Consider the following 18689-nt stretch of genomic DNA (forward strand, 5'->3'; position numbering starts at 1 on the left):
AATTATATAGCAAGCGATAGCTTAATTGAAAATCGTTAAAAATCCATTTTCACCCTCATTTTTTGCGCGCTTGGCGGACAAAGTAAATTATGCTCTAAAACCTTTTTATTGATAGTTCGAATTAATTCCGCTGCTTCTGTAGTATTTGTATTTTCTTTTAGCTTTTCTTTTAAATCGTCAATTTCTTTTGAAAGCTCAATCCACCTAGGCAAAACATGATTATTTGCTAAAGTTCTATAAAGTTGCTTTTCAGGATTGTAAGAAAGATCTTTATCAAGATTAAGAGGTTTCCCTTTACCAGGTAAATTATCAAAAGCTCCTTTCTGTTCTGCTTGTTTAACGATAGAACTAATATGATCCTCATACGTATAGGACCAAACTTTCTCATCTTTCACTAAAATCTCTTGCTTTTTTAGTTTTTTATCTAGTTCTTCTTGATTCATAGATTCTCTCTCCTTTTTATTTTCTAATGTCGTTTTTGTAAATTCTAATGCCCTTAATCCATCGAATAGCTTTTCTCGCCACCATACGCTATCATGTCCGCCTTGAAACTCTTCGTAAGTGGTTTGGTATTTCTTTTCTTCTAAAGCTTTATATAGCCGTCTATTAGCCGTTAAAAGAAGTTCGTTTTCGAGTTCACCTACTGCTATGTAAGAATGTAGATGAGTCGCATTAGAATTTATTGATGAAATTTGATTTTCAATCCAAGGAATTGTATTTTCATAATTATCCTTTTTCCAATGTACGGATCCAGGCATTGACAACACATTTCCGAAAATATGTGGATTTTGAAGTGCTGCATAAAAAGCTGCTAAGCCACCAAGACTGAAACCAGCAATTGTTGTATGATTCTTTTCTTGATAAACGTGATACTTAGCTTGAATCCACGGAAGTAATTCCTTCGTTAAAAATGCATTCATTTTATCGTTATAAGTTAGCTCTTCTAATCGATCGACAGGATCTATAGCAACAGCTATACACGATGGGATTTCTTTTTCGTAAATTAAATAATTAAGTGTTTTTGTGATTGAAAGGTCATGAATGAATTCCCATCAAATACAATGAGAAGTTCTTGAAGATGTGAAGTGTGAGAATAATCATGAGGCGTATAAATATGAATTTTGCGTGTGTTATTTAAAATCGAACTATAAAAAGAATATGTTTCAATCTTTCCGGATGGATAATCATTTGAAGGAAAACGACTGCTATACTGCACTTCCATATCTATTTTTAACACAGACGCTTTATTGGCACCTTCTCCAAATACATTTTCATTAAATTGGTCTAGTTGGTACTGTTCACTACGCTTTATCCAATCATTTTCAAAAAAATCATTTACTGTAAAATAATAAGTTGAAATAAAACTCTTATTCGTCCTAAACGTAACATACCAAATATCTGTCTGTAACAATCGTTGTAATTGATTTACAGACAGATCCCAACCAGGAAAACTACCGAATACATAGACATTTTCAGTATTTTGATCACCTAACCATATATACGTTATACGCTTATACCGATTATCTATTAGTCGTAAGTTATGTGTTTAGAGAAGTTATTGATTAGAAAAATGATCAATTGCTTGAATAGAAAGTTCCAATGATTTTATTCTTCTTTCTAAAAGAGTTCTTTGAGGACTCCCGAGCTTTGACTTAACATAAATTTTTTCAATTGATGGAAGCAAACCAATTAGAACATTTCGAGCGTCTGCTAAATCCTCTTGCGTGTAATGATGGGTTTCTTGATTCCAAATACTTTCTAACATAGCTAAGCCGATACTAGCTGCTTTGAGTCTTTTTTTCACTAAAGTAGTGTTTGATCCTTTTTGAGTCATCTGTGATAAGGCATTTTCAAGTTTACTAATTGTTGACTGTAAAGATTTTATTGATTCTACTTTATCTATATTTGATACGTTTTTCATGTTAATGTTATCCCTTCTACGTTGCTAACTTGTTTTGTTTAATGTTTAATGAAATCCTTAAAAGCTTGATTTCACTCGAAATATTTTAACATAAATAACTAACTGTATTCGAGTTGGACAATAACTTAAAGTAAAACAGCTATTCCTCTCTCCTCCCCTGTATCATTCTATTATATGTACTTCTTTCTTCTCATTAGAATTCCTATATAAACTAGTTGTTAATATTGAATGTTTTATGAACAAAAAAACGTACAAGTAATGTAACCTGTACGTTTTCGCTTTTATTCAGTAAGGTAATAAAGTAATAGCTTCCTGGTCTTCTCATAACTTATGAAATCTCTATACAAAATGGGATAATTCACAATTTCTGTTTCTAGAAAACGATATTGCGGAAACCACTCGAAAAACGATTTTCTTAACCACTTTATTTGTTGAAACGTAATGTTCTGTTCGTTTCCATTTAGTACAGAATTTAAAGTAGCTGCTGTATGCATCCAATAATGATTAAAATCAGCGTTTATACAGTCATCTTCGGTAAATTTACTTTTTAAGTCTCGCTGCAATTTTGCTGTAGCACGATAAGGAAACGGTTTATGAAGTGGAATATGCATTTTCTGCAATTCATTAAAAATAACCCTTTTTCCTAACTTCAACTTTCCACCCCTTTATTTCTCTATCCAATTTAATAAGTTTTCATAATGATATTGAGCATCTATATACCCAAGATTATATAGATTAACGAGCTTTTCCTTATTTCTTTCTATTCCGCTTATAGGAAGCTGTACACTTGGTTGAATTACATAAAAATTATCTTTTTGTTCTTCCCGATTCATATAAGATATCGTCTCATTATAAAAACGATAATGGTCTACTAAATTCTCTGCGATTTTCGGATATTTTCTATATAAAATTTTAGCCAGGCCTGAAAATTTATTTCGCTGCTTCTCATATCCTTCTGGCTTTGTCATAATGACAACGTTCTTTTCATAACCATCCTTTTGGGCTTTCAAAACTGGTATAGGGTCTATAATCCCTCCATCTAATAATTTTCGATTATTATATTCTACAGCAGGTGCTATAAACGGTACAGAGCTTGAGGCGCGAATGATTTTTAAAATATCATTTCCGTGTTCTGCTTTATTATAATAAATGGCTTGTCCTGATTCGCAATCAGTCGTCCCTATGACAAACTGTTCATTACATTTTAAGAAAGTTTGAAAATCAAATGGTACAATTTTATTAGGTACTTCATCAAATAAAAAATCCATTCCGAATAATTCGCGTTTTCGAATCAAATTTCGATAAGATATATAACGGTGATCTGCTACTAGCTCTGTATTTACTTTCTTATTTCTCCCTTTTTGACGTGATAAATAAGTTGCTCCCATACAGGCTCCAGCTGATACGCCGACTACATACGGAAAGAATAAGTTCTTTTCCATGAAATATTCGAGTACACCTGCAGTATATAAACCTTTCATTCCTCCGCCTTCTAATACTAAACCTATATTCTTCATGCTATATCCCTCTGCTTCTTTTTTCTTAATTTCATATTAGCATAAGATTTTAAGATGAGGTTATATAAACTAATTACAACAATAACCAGAAAATACTAAAGTAATGTCATAATATCTTTGTGAGTAACATGTTACAATATAAGTAATTCATTCCACATATATTAAAGGAGGAATTTAATATGGGTTTATTTAGCGGTATTTTAGGAAATGCATCAAATACGAGTTCTGAAAGTGTAGAACGTGATTTAGAGAAGATTATGCTAGACGATGAAAAAGTAGAGCATGCTTATAAATTAATTCGTGATCTAATCGTATTTACAAATCGTCGTCTTATTTTAGTAGATAAACAAGGAGTAACTGGCAAAAAAACAGAATACCATTCTATTCCTTATAAAAGTATTACACAATATAGCATCGAAACGGCTGGGCATTTTGATTTAGATGCAGAACTTAAAATTTGGGTGTCTAGTATGGAGGATCCAATTACGAAAGAATTTAAAGGTGACGATAGTATTTTAAGCATTCAAAAAGCGTTAGTAACATTTACGACAAATTAGTAGTTTTTGTATTTTTATTCACTTTTAAAATTACTAACCCGAGTATTTTGGAATAACATACATTGTTTTTGTATATTTAATCTAAAGTAACATAAAAAGGTAAAGCGTATTTTAAATGCTTTACCTTTCGTTTTTGTAATAAATAAGTGTAGTTTCATCATTTAATTTCTTTATAACTTCTGTTCTTTTATACCCCATCTTTTCATACAAAAAACAATTTTTCTCTTCTTCTAAAATAGTAGCAAGTTCCCAGCTCGTTGCTTCAAGAAACATTTCCTCAATTAATGTAATCACCTTTTGAGCAATTCCTTTTCCTTGATAACCCGGATGAATAAACATTGGACTGATCCAAAATTTAGAGGGTGTTTCTTTTTGTGAAATGCATATCGCTCCAACAAGATTCATAGCCACTATTATTTTATAGAAGCCACCGTCTACATGATTTATTCTACAAATAGTTTTTTCGATAGTTTCATTTGCTGGATTTGTTTCATAGTCTTTATATTTATGTAATAAAGGGCTAAATGAGTCTATTTGCATTTGAAATATAACTTCTGCATCAGTTTCTGTCGCCTTCTCTAATATGATATCCATGTTACCAATTTAGACGCTTTCTTAAAGATGTAATATGAGCTGTATGATGACGACCATGCCATGCGTATAGTCCTATTGCAACAGCAAGTTTTGTTTCACCAGTTTCAGGATGGTTAAATGTCTTTTCTAAATCTTCAATTTCTAGAGAATATAAAAGGTTAACCCATCTTTTATGTAATGAATCTAGCATTACTAGTGAAACATCTACTGGTAATTTTGAATCAGGTAACTCTGCCCACTTCTCTTCTTTATACGGCTTAATAGTTGGATTCTTTTCTGTCAGTGCTAATTTAAAGCGTATGTAGCTATTCATATGGCTATCAACGACGTGATGAACAACTTGACGGACCGTCCAACCTCCAACGCGATACGGTGTATCTAACTGCTTCTGATCTAAATCTTTAATTGCCTTTGTTAGTTCATTAGGTAAATCTTCAATTTCTTGAATCCATGTATCAATCATTTCTTCAGTTATAGGACGTTTGTATGTAAATTGGCCAATTGGATAACGTAAATCATTCATGAATAAGTCCTCCTTATTATAAGCGCGAAGTATTTCTCCAAATATAATGTACAAACTTCACATGTTCTCCATTTAATTCTACAGATGTTGTATCTGATTCGTTTTGATAAGAAGAAAATCCACTTTTTTCTAGTACAATTTGTGATGCGAGATTATTAGTAGTTGTTTTAGCATGAACTTCAGTAATTTCATTATTTTTCGCTACATCTAAAATTAATTTTACGGCTGCTGTTGCAACTCCTTTTTTAGTAAATTTTTCTCCGACCCGATACCCTAGCGAACTAATTCGAGTTTCCGTATCTATATCTACTAAATTGATTCGCCCTACAATTTCTTTTTCTTCATTACGAATTAAATAAAAATAAGAATCTCCATCCGCTTGTTCTATTAATAAATCGTCTAGTAGTTTTTGGAAATATTCAAATTCAAAATATTTTGAGCCACGATTTGGTACCATTGTTTCAAAGAAAGATTTATTCGTAAGTTCAAACGTAAATAAATCCTTAGCATCTTGTTTCTTTAGTTGCTCTATGTATATTTCCATCCCGTATTCTCCCTCTTGATTTACTAACTGTTATACATTCTTTTTTAATCAATCATATTCCTGCTATTTTTTTCGATTAAGCAATACAGATAGTAGCACTTTCGGATGAAAAAGATGAAATGGACTACGAATTAAATTCATCACTCGTACTAAACGAATATAAACATCAGAATCATTCGCGGATAGTCGATATATTTGTTTCGTATACCATAGCTGAAATTTTTGTTTTGTAGTTAATTCTCTCTTTAGCTGCGGGTGACGTGATATTTCCGTCGTTGTCATATCCCAAGGGGTTTCTATTATAGTAGCTGCCTTTTTATAAAATTGTTGTGTAAATGTTTTATCAAGTTGTTTTCTACCTTGCAGAAGTAATTGCAACTGGTGAGCCTCCATAGCAGCAACTGATACGCCTTGGCCGAAAACGGGATCAAAACGACATTGCGCATCTCCAACTACTAACAATCCTTCTGGTAAATTATTCACTAAATCAAATCGCCGACGTACTTGATAAGGGATTTTGTATGTCTTTATATCAGTAATCCCCTCAGCTTTGTTTAGAAACTCTGTAACATTAGAAATTGATAGGTTTTCAGCAAAATCATAAAACTCATCATCTGTTTGTGGTGCTTTCTCATTTGCGTATCCACTGAAAGTAACAAAATAACGATTATCTTCTATCGTTTGAATAAGAACGCCATAAGGGTTATCAGGGAAACTCGGAGACATTAGCATATTACAACAGTCTAACTCCTCACTTTCTTTAAGTTTAAACATTTTCGTTGTGTAAAATAAATCAATACGAACTTTTTCTTCTTGTACTTCAATTTCGTATTCTCGTAGCCACTCTATACTTTTTGAACCAAATCCACTTGCATCAACTACAATATCTGCATGAACTTCTTCTTGTGTGTCTGTCTCTAAATATTTAACTTTTACTCCACACACTTTGTTAAGCTTTCCATCTACCAATAACCCTTTAACCAATGTTTCATATTTAATAGTAATATTTGAAATTTGGTGTATTCGTTTTTGAATATACCATTCTAGCAAAGGACGACTTTGTTGAATCATATGTACTTCCCCTATGAACGGTTGTTTCCATAGACCGAATTGATGCCATTTCAAATCACGTGTAAAGTTGTTTATAATACTGCCCGCTTCTATTAATTCATGCGTAATAGTAGGAAACAATTCTTCAATTGCTTTTTCTCCACCTTTTAATAACACGTGAGGATGATTACTTTGTGGAACTCTTTTTCTTGAAGCTTTTCCATCCCATTTTTCACCGACTTCTAAAATGATTACTTCTTTAAAAGAAGTTGATAATGCTTTTGCTGCAAACTTTCCTGCCATACTTCCACCAATAACGATAGCCTTATTAAACATGTTTTCCCCCTTAATAAAAAGAGATCCTGCCTTGTATGAATGAAACAGGATCTTAAACTAATTAACTTCTTTTTCATTATACTTAAAATACATCAGTAAATTGCAACGTTAAAATTAAAATACCTAATCCCCATACGTAATACGCGAATACTTTTAAGGAGTGACGTTTTAAATATTGAATCATCCATGAAACGGCTATGTATCCAAAAAACGATGCTGATAACGTTCCGACAATTAAAGATGTACTAGAAATAGATTCTGCTTTCCCTTGAAAAACGTCTACAAATTGCAAAATGATAGCTCCGGCGATTGCTGGTGTCGAAAGTAAAAAAGAAAAGTAAGCAGCTGTTTCACGGTCTAATTTTCTCCATAATGCAGCGACAATTGTCATTCCAGAACGGGAAATGGCTGGAAAAATAGCGGCCGCTTGAAATGAACCGATAATTAATGCGTCTTTATATGTTATGTCATCCATTTTTTTACGACCATTCTTTTGTTTATCTGCCATGTAGAGAAAGAATCCGGTCATTAAAAACTCCCAACCGATTGTGATTCCTGTTTTTGAAATATCTTCAAAGAAGTCTTTAAACAATAAACCAATTACAACTGCGGGTATTGTCCCAACGATAAGTAATAACATGAGCTTTGAAAATGGGTTTTTAATTAAATATATAACTTCTTTTTTGTAATAAATAAACACTGCAAGTAAAGTCCCAATATGCAACATCGTATCTAAAAATAAGCCTGCTTCATCTAATTGAAATAAATGTCTTCCTAAATAAAGATGTCCGGTACTACTGATTGGTAAAAATTCTGTTAAACCTTGAATTATACCTAATATGAAAGCTTCTAACCAATTCATGATGGTCTCCTTTCTCTTTTGCTTGTACCAATATATGAGGGTTAAATTTTCGATATGAAAAAAACTATATTTCTCTATGAATTTACTTTTAATTTATGGATATATATGTAAAGAGAATTAAGGAGGGTTATTATGTGGAAGCACACAAAATTCGGTAATGTATTACTTTGGATGGGCCCTATCCTTGTATTTTTAGGACTATGTATGACAAATGTTATTTCAGATATTCCTTTCTTTGAGGGAAAACATAAAACGCTTGGTATTGTACTTATATTTATAGGGATATCCTGTTTTATTGTGGCTAATCATTTAAAAAAAGGAGAAAGATATGAAGAATAAATCTAAATAAAAAACAATCCTGGCATATTAGCTAGGATTGTTTTTTATTAATGTTGATTATTTGTAGAATACTTTATCAACGTTATATTTCGCTTTGTATTCATTAATGATATATGTTTCGTAAATTTCTCTTTCTGTTGGATCTTCTACGATACATGCATCAATGCGGTATACTTCATCACGGTGATTTTTAATTGGTGAAACATTATCTTCAAAATGCTTCTTAATACGTTGTCTAATTTTACGAGCTTTACCTACGAAAAGTAGTTCGTCATTAATATTGTAAAACATAAAAATGCCGCCTTTATCTCTAGGGAACAAGTGGAAATCGATAAATCCATTAATTGGAGTAATGATTGGCTCGTCTCCTTTAATAACTTGTTTACGTTCAGTAATTGTAACATCAACTTCAGGGATACTAATTTTAATCAAGTTCATTCACGTCCTCTTTTATTATAAAGATAAATAATAGCATACATAAGTAAGAAAAGCTATGTTCAGGGGCATATTTCATTTTATAATTCAAATATTATAGGTGTATCATGTAAACTTTTCTTCCAAATCATATGATCACTGGATTCTCCCCAGTAATCTTTCAATACATAGCTAGGTTTTCCGAACTTTTTCATCCATATACTTTGCGCATTTTTATATCCACTATCTAAACAATATTCTGTTATCCCTCTGCTAAGTAATGTAAGAAACATTGTATGTAGTAATAAACTCCCTATTCCCTTTCTTTGATACTCGGGAAGTATGAATACAGTTCCTATTTCATACAAATTTTTAAGTACACCACCTGTACAACTAGTAATCAATGTACTTGCTGGACCGGTTTCGATTGTTCCAATGATTTTATCATTACTTGTATCAATCGCTAATAAAAAGTAACGACTTTCTCCGTTACTTTCAAAATCACTTTTCAAATACTGCTTTTTTGAGTTAATTTCATTTTCTATGTCATCCAATAATTGTGACAATCCTTCATTTTTGTATGTATTCGTAATAACGATACGGAAAAATAAATATAGTTCATCTACATCATTCAAATTCGGTCTTCTAACTGCAACGTTAGTCATGAATGCATTCTCCAATCTTCATTATGCCATTGTCAATACAACACTTTACATAATCTATTCATCATTATTCTGCAAAAACCTGCATAAATCCAGCAGTATAGAAAGCTCAGTATAAATATTGATAAAATAATTTTTATGTCCATAGTTGTATGAACAGTAGGACCAAGTACCGGAAAACGGAAAACATCGAGAACGATCATAATCCCTATAAGTAGACAAGTCGCTGAAAAGGAAACAATCCAAATTCTCCTCTTGAATTTTAAAAAGGCTAGTCCTAAGGCTAGACCTAATAAGCCTGTAGTAAAAGGAAAGACAATTAGTTCACTTGGCTCAATAATAAATAATAGAAAAATAGTAAGAATATAAGAAAGTATTCCCTCACGAATAGAATAGAAAATAGCAAAAAAAATTGGCAATGTCGAAAATGGACTAATGAGTAAACCTATACCAGGAACTAAGTTTCCTGCTGCTTGAAACATGGTGGCCAATGCACTCATTAAAGCTGTAAGTACTAACTTATTCGCAAGGGACAATTTTCTTTTATGAACAAAGTTCGTATCATGTTCTATCATCAGTTGATACCAATAACGTACAAACCGATTCATCAAAATTCCCCCTAAAGATACCTCATTCATTACTTTCTATATTATTCGTACACATATGGTTTATGAGTTACTTTCTACAAGTTAATAGATGCTAATACATTGAAGATTTTTAGGGGGATAAGTTAAGTCTTGCGTTTTGGAAACAGAATAAATTCCTTATGTTTTTAGACTGCGTATTTGTATCGTATCAAGGAATAATTTCAAAAATGGTACCTTTGTTAAAATCAGTTACTTTCATAGAACTGTAAACTCCTAAATATAATCTAGTTTGATCCGAACTTGTTCCTAAACTCATATAATAAGCTGCTTGCGTACCAAAATCATAATTGGTTTCAATAACACGAAAGTCAGCATGTTTACCGTCTGTACCTGCTCTAGTATAAGCTAAAACACCCTTAACCGGCGGTCGAGAATCTTCTTTCTTAGCAAGGTCGGTAAAAACAACGCTACCCGTTAAATTTGAAATCGCATTTCCCATATATGGCTGAACTCCTGTAAGTGAAGTTCCTCCAAACTTATCGGTTCTAGAATCTTTATGAAAATAACTAAGTAGAGGCAGAATACGCTTCACTGAAGTTTGTATTGTTTCATCATAATAAACTATTGTTCTCTCATCCAAAGTCTGATTTTCGGAACAATGTCGTATAAAAGAAGTAGGTAAATCCCCTTCCCATCCTCGCCACCCAAAATTGATAAAACCATCTTGATTGGGAGTTAACCTCATAAAATGCATTTGAACAAGTTCTGTAACTGGTATAGGTTTATATTGAACAAATGAAAAAATAGACTCTACAATATCCTGTCCGACATTTCCGGTGTATTTGATATATTGATTATAAAACCTTTGAAATGAAATGCCGGTTATATTACGTACTCCTTTTGCAATTACTGTAAGTGTTTCTTGTATAGATAAAGGGAGGTCATTAAAGCGTGTAACTACAGGAGGGTTATTTATAAATGTATTTTTATTTACATCGATTTCAATTATTTTTCCTGCTATTTCTAAATCATCTTGGCTTAAATTAAATGGATCATAACCTGATCCGCCATCTCCATTTGTAAAAACAAGTTTTCCAGTCTCAGGTGAAAAATTTAAACTATTGACTCCGTTATGATTAAAAAATGGTCTTCTTACATTCAGTAATGTTCGTCGCTTTTGAGCTTGGCCGTTAGATTGTAAAGTCCATTCTTCCACTGTATCAATGTGATCATATTGCGTATTTCTATTAACCCACTTTAAATTTAACGTTTTAGGGTCACAAGGATTCGGTTTAAATTGTTCAGAAAGTGCACCTGGACCTTGAGTTCCGGCTACTGAATAATGAAGATAAAATAAACCGTTTTGATAAAATTGTGGATGAAATGCAAGTCCTAGTAATCCTCGTTCATCATAACCGCTACTAGAAACACCTTCTTCAGATGTACCTAATTTAATAATTAGGTGACGAATATCTAAAAATTTCTTTATAACTCCTTCCCCTATGTAAAAAATCTCTCCTAATTGAGTTGCGATAAATAGTCTTTCGGTCGATTCACCTGGAAGTATCGTTGTTTTCAATACGGTTGGTAAATTTACGTTATGAACAATGGGTCGTAAATTAACTTTAACTTTTGTCAATTAACTGTACACCCCTTTTTCTTCTTTTTTATAGAAGAATATGATTAGAGTAGTTCTGTTAGTATTAAATAAGTCGCATTCCTTTTTATTACAATTTTGTATATAATATAAGTATCAATATACTGGGGGACTAATTATGACACTCTTATTACAAATCATCGTACCACTTATATGTGCAATATACTTATTTACCCTCTATCATAACGGGACGTATGGATCAGCTTCATTTATTTTAGCAGTCATGATAGGAATTTTCGGTTTAGAGAATATTTTTCAATATGCTAGTCTAACAGATCATACTATTTATCCATATTGGGGAAGTTTGAAGGCTGTTGTTATCGTTTTATCAGTCGTATTTCTATTTAAAAAAGTTGGTTTAACAGGGAAATATTGATTTTTAATGAGGTACATGTTTTCTTGTTAAATTGCTTTTATTTTATAAAAGAAGAAATATTTATGTAAAAACAAGAAGGGATGTGATACATATGTCTATAAATATTATTTCAATAGTCTCTATCATAATATGGATTGTGTTAATTACAGAACTTATAAAACCTTCAAAAGAACAGAATGGACGAAAAATAGTAACTTTAGTAACTGCTGGTTCCGCATCAACACTAATTTTGACGGTTTCATTTATTCAAAATATCCCGTTTTGGAATTGATAGTGATATAACAACCAAAAATATGTATAAATAAAAAGATTAGGATTCACTCCTAATCTTTTTATTTTGGGGTAGCACCACACATCCATCAACTTAAGAATAAACGCCACCAAAACAAAAAAAGCCCCAAAGTTTTCTTGAAAATAAGTTGGGGCTTTTGAACCAGAAAAGTACATTTTCAATTATGAAAACTACGATAAATTTTTCCTTTTTTCCTACTTGCTAAATTCAGCAAGTAAAATATTTTTAAAAGGATTAGGACTGCCAGTTCTACCCAAACTATTCCAATTGACGACCAACGTATGATTGCCTCCAAGTGTACCTCCAACTAGAGTTGTAAACCCTAGAATGCCACCTGAGTGTCCCCATATCGAGACACCGCTTGGCAGCTTAGTTTCATAGATTCCAAGACCATATCCATCGATTCCTTCTTTTCCTGTAGGAACTGTAGTAAGCATTTGTTTTAGTTGCTGTTCCTTCAGTAACTTGCCACCGAGCAAGTAAGAGAAGAATTTGTTTAAGTCGTCAGCAGTAGAAATCATATCTCCAGCAGAGCTACCTGCACTTGGGTTATAATAAGTAACGTCTTTTAGCTCACTTGCTCCGTCTGGTTGGACATATCCACGGGCATGGTTAGTGCCTGGAATAACACTTGAGTTGCCTGGTAGGAATGTATTCGACAATTCAAGTGGTTCAATAATTCGATTTTCAACCTCTTCCGCATAGCTGTTTCCAGTTACTTTTTCAATAAGAATGCCCAGTAATACGTATCCTGTGTTTGAATAAGACCAGCCCTTTCCTGGAGCAAAGTCTGGAGGCAGAGAAACCCCCATCTTCACTAACTCTTCAGCCGTATACGATTTTTTTGTATCCGTAAAATCAGCGTCTTTTGACCTTGAGTATTCAGCGATACCACTTGTATGGTTCAATATGTGCCGGATAGTAATCTTGTTACCATCATATCCATTTCCTTGAATGACACCAGGCAACCAGTCTTCGATGTAGTCGTTTAGCTTCAGGCGATTCTCTCCAGCTAATTGAAGTACAACTGTTGCGGTGAACGTCTTCGTCACACTCCCAATGCGAAAGCGAAAATCTGTTTTCATTGGTTTCTTGGTTCTCAGATCCGCTATTCCAGCGGCATACCCCCACGTTTTTCCACCCTCAGAAGTTTTAGCAAGTATCCCCGGGTATCCAAGTTGCAATGTATCCCGCATTGCTTGCTTGACGGAAGTATGATCTCGTTGAGTATTTGTTTGTAACGAACTAGATACATTTTGAGTGGGCTCTGCTTTTACAATTGAGGTTGGTGTTGTATATAACAGGGAACTTCCAACTATTAAAAGGGCCAAACTTGCACATGTAATTTGACTACGTATTTTCATAAGGCATTCCTCTCCTCTATTCATATTGTATAAGTGTTTGCTTGCTGTTCCTTACTTCCTAACAAGACTTAGGGAAAGGCCCTCACGCATATAGATTAAAGCCCCAGTACAAAGGTATCTATCAATACCAACAATTTGAGCCATTTAAATCTCCATCCCTTCTATAACAAAATTATTCAAAGGTATGAAAGCATATTATGTACCCTTAGTTATTGTTAGGATTAACACAACATGAGACATAACCATAACCCATATTTTACTTTATTTATCCATAATATGTATTGAGAAAGAATGTAAATTCGAATCCTTTCCGTAACCCAACTATTGATTGTTTTTTCACCTATTATAATTAGTTATTTTGAATTCCATAATAAAAAAACTGTAAAAAAATAACGATTCTCTTAACGTACAGGAAGCGGTTGAAAAATATGTCTATACGCACAATTTTTTTGTTTTGATATGGTGAACCCATCGCCATTAAGCTAAGGTTTTGAAGTACCCACTAAATGAAATTTTTCTTTCTCTACAGTTAGTTACTTTGAGAAGTCATCTCATTTTTTTGTTTTTGGGGTGTTTCTTTTTCTTAACTTGATGGATGTGGGGTCTCGCCACATCCATCAAGTTATCTAAATAAAATACCCTCTAAAAATTAAGAATATTCAAAAATGAAAATAGACATTTATTCACTTCGTTTGTTATAATTCAAACAAAATAAAAAAACGTTTACATTTTACGATATCAAATTTACTGGAGGGGATAAAGATGAAAAAAGCACTTTACATCAATATAGGTGGAGAAGGACACTTAAATCCAACATTAGGATTAGTACATGATTTAGTACAACGTGGAGACAACATTGTCTATTATTCATCAAATGATTTTGAAGAAAAAATCAAAAAAGCAGGTGCACAATTCCGTCCCATCAATCAAGAGGCACAAAGAGAGCTTTCGGAAACTATGAATCTTATGACTTCCCATCCTCAAGAGTACTTATTACACTTCCTTCATGCTATGGAAAGAATTACTGATTCCATTTTTGAAGAAATCTCCAAAGAAACATACGATTACATCCTCTATGATGCACAGTCTTTACCTGGAAAATGGGTTGCTCACCATAGAGGTTTAGCATCTATTGCAACTTGGACCACGTTTGCTTTTTCACAAGAACTAAAAGAAAATATGAACCTGACAGGAACAAGAAACATAGGACAAAAACAGGAACGTTTAGCCATGCTACAAGCATTTTTGCAATTAGAAGAAATAGCAAAAAGGAAACAATATTTAGAAGGAAAATATGAAGTATCCCTATCTGATAATTTTTTACTTTGTCCGGGTTCAGGCGATTTGAATATTGTCTTTACTTCTCGCTATTTCCAAAGAAACAGCAAGGATTTTAAGGATGGCTATATTTTTATCGGTCCTTCCATTGCTGAAAATGAAACTCTAAATGATTTTTCGGTTGATGAATTAAAAGGAGAACGTGTGATTTATATTTCTATGGGAACCATAATTAATAATCAGCCTGAATTCTATCAAAAATGTTTCGTCGGTTTAAAAGATCTCAATACGAAAGTAGTACTTAGTATAGGCAAACAATTAACAGTGGAGCAGCTAGGAGATATACCTGATAATTTTATTGTTGGTAACTATCTTCCACAATTAGATATACTGCGTCAAGCGGATGTATTTATTAGTCATTGTGGAATGAATAGCACAAGTGAATCACTTTATTTTGAAGTACCTCTAGTTATGCTCCCATTTATAAATGATCAGCATACGATTGCTGAGCGAGTATACGAACTTGGCGCAGGATTTATGTTAAATATCCAGCAATTATCGGCCGAGGATTTAAAACATGCCGTTAATGAAGTGTTTCAGCATTCGATTTACAAAGAGAATGCCAAAAAAATTAGTCAATCATTCCGTGAGGCAGGTGGTTATATCAAAGCTGTTGATGAGATTATTACATTTACTCGTTAATTCTGCTATGTATGCCACTCAAGGCCTATTAACTTAAAAATTTTATAACACCCTACAACAAGAATATAGAAGAAATGCTGGCAGTATCCCATACTCATCAAGATAAGAAATTAAATACCCCATTACTATCAATTCTTAAGTTGATAGTAATGGGGTAGCACCACATACCCAGCAAGCTAAGGTCTTGAAGTAGCCCCTAAACAAAATTTTAAATTTTTCTAAAGTTATTTATATGAATTCAAATCGTTTTCAGGAACATATGTGGTCCTTTTATAATTTGAATTTCTTTTTAAGCTTCTTATATTTTCTGTACGAACGTCTAACAATGTTTAACATAAAATACGGTATTTTAACGGGGAAAGGTAATTTATAAATGAAAGGAAAATAAAAGGTGAAATATGCCTTTTCTAGGTCTCTCCACTTACTATCTTCTTTTGTTTTTAAGAAATCAGATACATCGACTACATATCCCCTTCCTTTTTCCATCATCACATTTTTCCCGTGAACATCACAAGGAGTTAACCCTTGTTCCCTCGCATACTCTAAAGCCTCATTAATATCAAGTATTACTTGCTTAGGAATTTTAATACCCTTATGAATAGCATCGTATAAGGTAATTTCTTTTAAACGTTTCAATACTATGAAATTTTCTCCTTTATATATAAGTTTTGAATAAGAAGGATGATCTCCAATTCTTCGGTATACTTCTGACTCTTTTTCAATTCCTTCTCCTTCTCGCACGTAAACTTTCACTACCCAATCTTTGTATTCTCTGTGCATGAATACTGCGGCATAATTACCTGTTCCTAAACACTTCCAAAGTCTAGGAATATCTTTAACTACTACAGGCTCGAATTTATCCTCACTTCTTATGCTTACCTCTTTTAATAATTCGTCCTTTATCAATCCCACAAAACTATTTATACTCATCATTCCCACTCCGGTTTTGCTAAAAGGGGCCCACCCACATTTTAACGAAAATATACACTAAGCGAATTTTAGCATAAAACGAGTCATCTTTCTTCTTAAAATAAAAAGCTAACTCGTTATATTTAAACTGTTGAATACTTAATATTTATTCCGTTATTCATAGCCAAAAACCGTACGATATAAAAATATTTCTAACTATTTTCATTTTTTCAGAGTCAACTGTATAGAGCTTTTCTTAGTGCAAGTTCTCTTAGTGCATTACCTATGCAAAATCTATATTACTCTATTTTATAATCTAAAACATTGTTTAGAAGTGTAGCAAGGATTTGTTAATGGTTCAATTCTTGTTCCACTACTATCTTTGTTAGCTAACACTTTTATTGTTTTAATAATCTTTTGTTTAATTCCCACAATGCTGTTTTGTTGCTATCCCATTTCAAAAACGTTACTGCTTCCTCAAAGCATAACCATTTATAATTGAAGTGTTCTTTAGATAATGATATGTTTTTTGTAGGGACTTTAACTCCAAAAGAAAATTCTTTTATTACATAAACCTCTTCTCCCCAAAGGAATCCTCCAACTACATCCTCTACTGGTAGTGAAGACACAGAATCTAATTGTATATATGGACATTCTCTTGTAATACCAGCCTCTTCAAACGCTTCCCGTTTTGCTGATTCAATAGGAATCTCACCGTCTTCTCCGCCACCAGCTATTCCTTGCCAATAACCATAATCACTTCGGTTGAAAATAGCATATTGAATGGAATTGGCAGTTTTTATATAAGGAAATATCAATACTTGATATGGCGCTCTCATTACTTAATCTCCTCTCGAAAATAAGTTTTAAATCAATATGAATAAAGAGCCGACATCACAATTCTACATTATTAATGCAGGTTTATAATGTCGGCCCTCTATTTTTAAAGAATTTTACTTTTCATAAACAGGCTTACTCTTAACAGAGGAAAAACTGCTTATTCCCTGTCGAATTTGTTTAGCATGGTTTTTCCTAAATGTTAGCAGTACCCTATATTATTCAATTGCGCCAGCAACGTCATAATCATTTAAATCTAATTCAATCGGTTGTCCGAGCGATAGTTTAGCAAGTTCCGCTCCTAAGTATGGACCAGCTGTTAAACCCGAAGCTCCTAATCCATTCGCAACGAAAATTCCTTCAAAGTTAGGTAGTGGTCCTATAACAGGTAAGAATCCTGGTGTGAATGGTCTGAACCCAACTCTCGTTTCAAGCATTGTAGCATTTTCTAAGCCAGGTGCAACTGATAATGCCTTATGGAATACTTCATGTAAACCACCTGCTGTTACACGATGATCGAAACCAGTATCATTCTCATGTGTTGCACCAATTACGACATGACCATTGTCAAACGTTAAAATATATTGATCGTTTGGTGGCATAACAACTGGCATATTTTCTGTTGCTGTATTTTCAATTTGCAGATGAACAATTTGTCCTTTTTGGAATGTAACTAAGAAATTAATTCCTAATGGGTTCAAGATTTCATTCGCCCATGCGCCTGCAGTTACAATAACCTTTTCCGCTAAGATTGTTTCATCGTTTACTGTAACTCCAGTAATATGATTTCCTTCACGTACTAATATGGCATCGCCTTTTATAAAAGTTGCACCATGTTTTTTCGCAGCACTTATTAATGCATTGCGTAATAATCTTCCATTTACTCGTGCAGCACCACTAATATGAACAGAACTATATTCGTCTGATAATGCTGGGAATAATTTTTTTGTTTCTTCAGCTGATAAGCGAGTGATTTCACCAATCTCTGGGGCATCTTCACGTCGTTTATAAGCTCGCTCTTCCATTTGATCTAACTTTTTCTCGTCAGTATGTAAACTAATTGCACCTACACGATTATACCCTGTGTCAGTTTCACCGTCTTCTTCTAATTGCTGAATTAACGAAGAATAGTAACGTGCACCGCCTTTAACAATTTTATACCATGCTTTATTACGACGCTGTGATAGCCATGGACATACAATACCTGCTCCTGCATCAGTTGCTTGTCCTAATTGTTGGCGATCCACGATAGTAACATTCGCACCTGCCTTAGCAAGATGATAAGCAGTAGACGCTCCTAAAATTCCAGATCCAACTACAATATACGATTTCATTTCAAACACCTTTTCTCTTTTGGTAATTATATAA

21 protein-coding genes and 1 pseudogene are annotated in these 18689 nt (G+C 33.1%); 5 read left to right on the plus strand and 17 right to left on the minus strand.

The features are described from left to right. Positions 1 to 35 precede the first annotated feature (35 nt). The 4 genes and pseudogenes from C4S65_RS12170 to C4S65_RS12190 form a co-directional block, all read right to left on the minus strand. Positions 36 to 1528: pseudogene (locus C4S65_RS12170) on the minus strand (DnaJ family domain-containing protein); the annotation flags it as partial. A 27-nt stretch (positions 1529 to 1555) separates the two neighbouring features. Continuing rightward, on the minus strand, positions 1556 to 1921 hold the full coding sequence (locus tag C4S65_RS12175; protein WP_086406251.1) for a hypothetical protein: 366 nt from the start codon (positions 1919 to 1921) through the stop codon (positions 1556 to 1558). A gap of 281 nt (positions 1922 to 2202) precedes the next feature. Then, on the minus strand, positions 2203 to 2574 hold the full coding sequence (locus tag C4S65_RS12185) for a YxiJ-like family protein (RefSeq protein ID WP_098285690.1): 372 nt from the start codon (positions 2572 to 2574) through the stop codon (positions 2203 to 2205). A 12-nt stretch (positions 2575 to 2586) separates the two neighbouring features. Beyond that, positions 2587 to 3438 carry a patatin family protein gene (locus tag C4S65_RS12190; protein ID WP_000789260.1) on the minus strand — a complete coding sequence of 284 codons (852 nt, stop codon included), beginning with the start codon at positions 3436 to 3438 and terminating at the stop codon, positions 2587 to 2589. A 179-nt stretch (positions 3439 to 3617) separates the two neighbouring features. Between C4S65_RS12190 and C4S65_RS12195 the strand changes: the two genes are divergently transcribed. Then, complete coding sequence (locus C4S65_RS12195; RefSeq protein ID WP_000522473.1) at positions 3618 to 3995, plus strand: PH domain-containing protein; 378 nt, start codon at positions 3618 to 3620, stop codon at positions 3993 to 3995. Positions 3996 to 4115: 120 nt separating this feature from the next. Here the strand turns inward: C4S65_RS12195 and C4S65_RS12200 are convergent, their stop codons facing one another. From C4S65_RS12200 to C4S65_RS12220, 5 genes are all read right to left on the minus strand, one after another. Further along, positions 4116 to 4589, minus strand: a complete 474-nt coding sequence (locus tag C4S65_RS12200) for a GNAT family N-acetyltransferase (protein WP_098285689.1) — start codon at positions 4587 to 4589, stop codon at positions 4116 to 4118. A 1-nt stretch (position 4590) separates the two neighbouring features. Next, on the minus strand, positions 4591 to 5112 hold the full coding sequence (locus C4S65_RS12205) for a YfiT family bacillithiol transferase (RefSeq protein WP_000999070.1): 522 nt from the start codon (positions 5110 to 5112) through the stop codon (positions 4591 to 4593). 16 nt (positions 5113 to 5128) lie between these two features. Next, positions 5129 to 5656: a GNAT family N-acetyltransferase gene (locus C4S65_RS12210; RefSeq protein ID WP_061667895.1), complete on the minus strand. Its 528-nt coding sequence runs from the start codon at positions 5654 to 5656 to the stop codon at positions 5129 to 5131. A gap of 63 nt (positions 5657 to 5719) precedes the next feature. After that, positions 5720 to 7042 carry an FAD-dependent oxidoreductase gene (locus tag C4S65_RS12215; RefSeq protein ID WP_098516592.1) on the minus strand — a complete coding sequence of 441 codons (1323 nt, stop codon included), beginning with the start codon at positions 7040 to 7042 and terminating at the stop codon, positions 5720 to 5722. Positions 7043 to 7124: 82 nt separating this feature from the next. Next, positions 7125 to 7904, minus strand: a complete 780-nt coding sequence (locus tag C4S65_RS12220; RefSeq protein ID WP_098838502.1) for an undecaprenyl-diphosphate phosphatase — start codon at positions 7902 to 7904, stop codon at positions 7125 to 7127. 132 nt (positions 7905 to 8036) lie between these two features. Between C4S65_RS12220 and C4S65_RS12225 the strand changes: the two genes are divergently transcribed. Beyond that, complete coding sequence (locus C4S65_RS12225; RefSeq protein ID WP_103945241.1) at positions 8037 to 8243, plus strand: hypothetical protein; 207 nt, start codon at positions 8037 to 8039, stop codon at positions 8241 to 8243. A gap of 57 nt (positions 8244 to 8300) precedes the next feature. On the opposite strand, the gene C4S65_RS12230 is transcribed toward C4S65_RS12225, so the two are convergent. The 4 genes from C4S65_RS12230 to C4S65_RS12245 all read right to left on the minus strand — a co-directional run bounded on the left by C4S65_RS12230 (position 8301) and on the right by C4S65_RS12245 (position 11545). Then, positions 8301 to 8681 carry a nucleotide excision repair endonuclease gene (locus C4S65_RS12230; RefSeq protein ID WP_001048947.1) on the minus strand — a complete coding sequence of 127 codons (381 nt, stop codon included), beginning with the start codon at positions 8679 to 8681 and terminating at the stop codon, positions 8301 to 8303. Positions 8682 to 8758: 77 nt separating this feature from the next. After that, positions 8759 to 9322, minus strand: coding sequence for a GNAT family N-acetyltransferase (locus C4S65_RS12235; protein WP_016081371.1), 564 nt, complete (start codon positions 9320 to 9322; stop codon positions 8759 to 8761). Positions 9323 to 9354: 32 nt separating this feature from the next. After that, the gene (locus C4S65_RS12240) at positions 9355 to 9927 is read right to left on the minus strand and encodes a hypothetical protein (protein WP_061667893.1); all 573 of its coding nucleotides are present in this window, start codon (positions 9925 to 9927) and stop codon (positions 9355 to 9357) included. A 187-nt stretch (positions 9928 to 10114) separates the two neighbouring features. After that, a complete protein-coding gene (locus tag C4S65_RS12245) occupies positions 10115 to 11545 on the minus strand; it encodes a PQQ-dependent sugar dehydrogenase (RefSeq protein WP_000169962.1) in 1431 nt (476 codons plus the stop codon). Between the two features lie 136 nt (positions 11546 to 11681). On the opposite strand from C4S65_RS12245, the gene C4S65_RS12250 reads away from it, so the two are divergent. Together C4S65_RS12250 and C4S65_RS12255 are read left to right on the plus strand one after the other, a co-directional pair. Beyond that, positions 11682 to 11939 carry a hypothetical protein gene (locus tag C4S65_RS12250; RefSeq protein ID WP_061667892.1) on the plus strand — a complete coding sequence of 86 codons (258 nt, stop codon included), beginning with the start codon at positions 11682 to 11684 and terminating at the stop codon, positions 11937 to 11939. 91 nt (positions 11940 to 12030) lie between these two features. Next, positions 12031 to 12210 carry a hypothetical protein gene (locus C4S65_RS12255; protein WP_000026325.1) on the plus strand — a complete coding sequence of 60 codons (180 nt, stop codon included), beginning with the start codon at positions 12031 to 12033 and terminating at the stop codon, positions 12208 to 12210. Between the two features lie 215 nt (positions 12211 to 12425). Here the strand turns inward: C4S65_RS12255 and C4S65_RS12260 are convergent, their stop codons facing one another. Beyond that, the gene (locus C4S65_RS12260) at positions 12426 to 13595 is read right to left on the minus strand and encodes a serine hydrolase domain-containing protein (RefSeq protein ID WP_000702514.1); all 1170 of its coding nucleotides are present in this window, start codon (positions 13593 to 13595) and stop codon (positions 12426 to 12428) included. A 762-nt stretch (positions 13596 to 14357) separates the two neighbouring features. On the opposite strand from C4S65_RS12260, the gene C4S65_RS12265 reads away from it, so the two are divergent. After that, complete coding sequence (locus tag C4S65_RS12265; protein WP_098285686.1) at positions 14358 to 15575, plus strand: macrolide family glycosyltransferase; 1218 nt, start codon at positions 14358 to 14360, stop codon at positions 15573 to 15575. A gap of 270 nt (positions 15576 to 15845) precedes the next feature. On the opposite strand, the gene C4S65_RS12270 is transcribed toward C4S65_RS12265, so the two are convergent. The 3 genes from C4S65_RS12270 to C4S65_RS12280 all read right to left on the minus strand — a co-directional run bounded on the left by C4S65_RS12270 (position 15846) and on the right by C4S65_RS12280 (position 18655). After that, positions 15846 to 16505: a serine/threonine protein kinase gene (locus tag C4S65_RS12270; protein ID WP_000026525.1), complete on the minus strand. Its 660-nt coding sequence runs from the start codon at positions 16503 to 16505 to the stop codon at positions 15846 to 15848. Between the two features lie 377 nt (positions 16506 to 16882). Beyond that, positions 16883 to 17323 carry an NUDIX pyrophosphatase gene (locus C4S65_RS12275; protein WP_001202592.1) on the minus strand — a complete coding sequence of 147 codons (441 nt, stop codon included), beginning with the start codon at positions 17321 to 17323 and terminating at the stop codon, positions 16883 to 16885. A 216-nt stretch (positions 17324 to 17539) separates the two neighbouring features. Further along, positions 17540 to 18655 carry an FAD-binding oxidoreductase gene (locus tag C4S65_RS12280; protein ID WP_061666122.1) on the minus strand — a complete coding sequence of 372 codons (1116 nt, stop codon included), beginning with the start codon at positions 18653 to 18655 and terminating at the stop codon, positions 17540 to 17542. Positions 18656 to 18689: the final 34 nt, after the last annotated feature.

The organism is Bacillus sp. ok061, assembly GCF_900108285.1.
GTDB lineage: Bacteria > Bacillota > Bacilli > Bacillales > Bacillaceae_G > Bacillus_A > Bacillus_A thuringiensis_S.

Bases quoted from the DNA above. Each gene is read 5' to 3' on its own strand.
- C4S65_RS12175 (WP_086406251.1), bottom strand. From the start codon at position 1,921: ATGAAAAACGTATCAAATATAGATAAAGTAGAATCAATAAAATCTTTA.
- C4S65_RS12190 (WP_000789260.1), bottom strand. From the start codon at position 3,438: ATGAAGAATATAGGTTTAGTATTAGAAGGCGGAGGAATGAAAGGTTTA.
- C4S65_RS12195 (WP_000522473.1), top strand. From the start codon at position 3,618: ATGGGTTTATTTAGCGGTATTTTAGGAAATGCATCAAATACGAGTTCT.
- C4S65_RS12200 (WP_098285689.1), bottom strand. From the start codon at position 4,589: ATGGATATCATATTAGAGAAGGCGACAGAAACTGATGCAGAAGTTATA.
- C4S65_RS12205 (WP_000999070.1), bottom strand. From the start codon at position 5,112: ATGAATGATTTACGTTATCCAATTGGCCAATTTACATACAAACGTCCT.
- C4S65_RS12210 (WP_061667895.1), bottom strand. From the start codon at position 5,656: ATGGAAATATACATAGAGCAACTAAAGAAACAAGATGCTAAGGATTTA.
- C4S65_RS12215 (WP_098516592.1), bottom strand. From the start codon at position 7,042: ATGTTTAATAAGGCTATCGTTATTGGTGGAAGTATGGCAGGAAAGTTT.
- C4S65_RS12220 (WP_098838502.1), bottom strand. From the start codon at position 7,904: ATGAATTGGTTAGAAGCTTTCATATTAGGTATAATTCAAGGTTTAACA.
- C4S65_RS12225 (WP_103945241.1), top strand. From the start codon at position 8,037: ATGTGGAAGCACACAAAATTCGGTAATGTATTACTTTGGATGGGCCCT.
- C4S65_RS12230 (WP_001048947.1), bottom strand. From the start codon at position 8,681: ATGAACTTGATTAAAATTAGTATCCCTGAAGTTGATGTTACAATTACT.
- C4S65_RS12235 (WP_016081371.1), bottom strand. From the start codon at position 9,322: ATGACTAACGTTGCAGTTAGAAGACCGAATTTGAATGATGTAGATGAA.
- C4S65_RS12240 (WP_061667893.1), bottom strand. From the start codon at position 9,927: ATGAATCGGTTTGTACGTTATTGGTATCAACTGATGATAGAACATGAT.
- C4S65_RS12250 (WP_061667892.1), top strand. From the start codon at position 11,682: ATGACACTCTTATTACAAATCATCGTACCACTTATATGTGCAATATAC.
- C4S65_RS12255 (WP_000026325.1), top strand. From the start codon at position 12,031: ATGTCTATAAATATTATTTCAATAGTCTCTATCATAATATGGATTGTG.
- C4S65_RS12260 (WP_000702514.1), bottom strand. From the start codon at position 13,595: ATGAAAATACGTAGTCAAATTACATGTGCAAGTTTGGCCCTTTTAATA.
- C4S65_RS12265 (WP_098285686.1), top strand. From the start codon at position 14,358: ATGAAAAAAGCACTTTACATCAATATAGGTGGAGAAGGACACTTAAAT.
- C4S65_RS12270 (WP_000026525.1), bottom strand. From the start codon at position 16,505: ATGAGTATAAATAGTTTTGTGGGATTGATAAAGGACGAATTATTAAAA.
- C4S65_RS12275 (WP_001202592.1), bottom strand. From the start codon at position 17,323: ATGAGAGCGCCATATCAAGTATTGATATTTCCTTATATAAAAACTGCC.
- C4S65_RS12280 (WP_061666122.1), bottom strand. From the start codon at position 18,655: ATGAAATCGTATATTGTAGTTGGATCTGGAATTTTAGGAGCGTCTACT.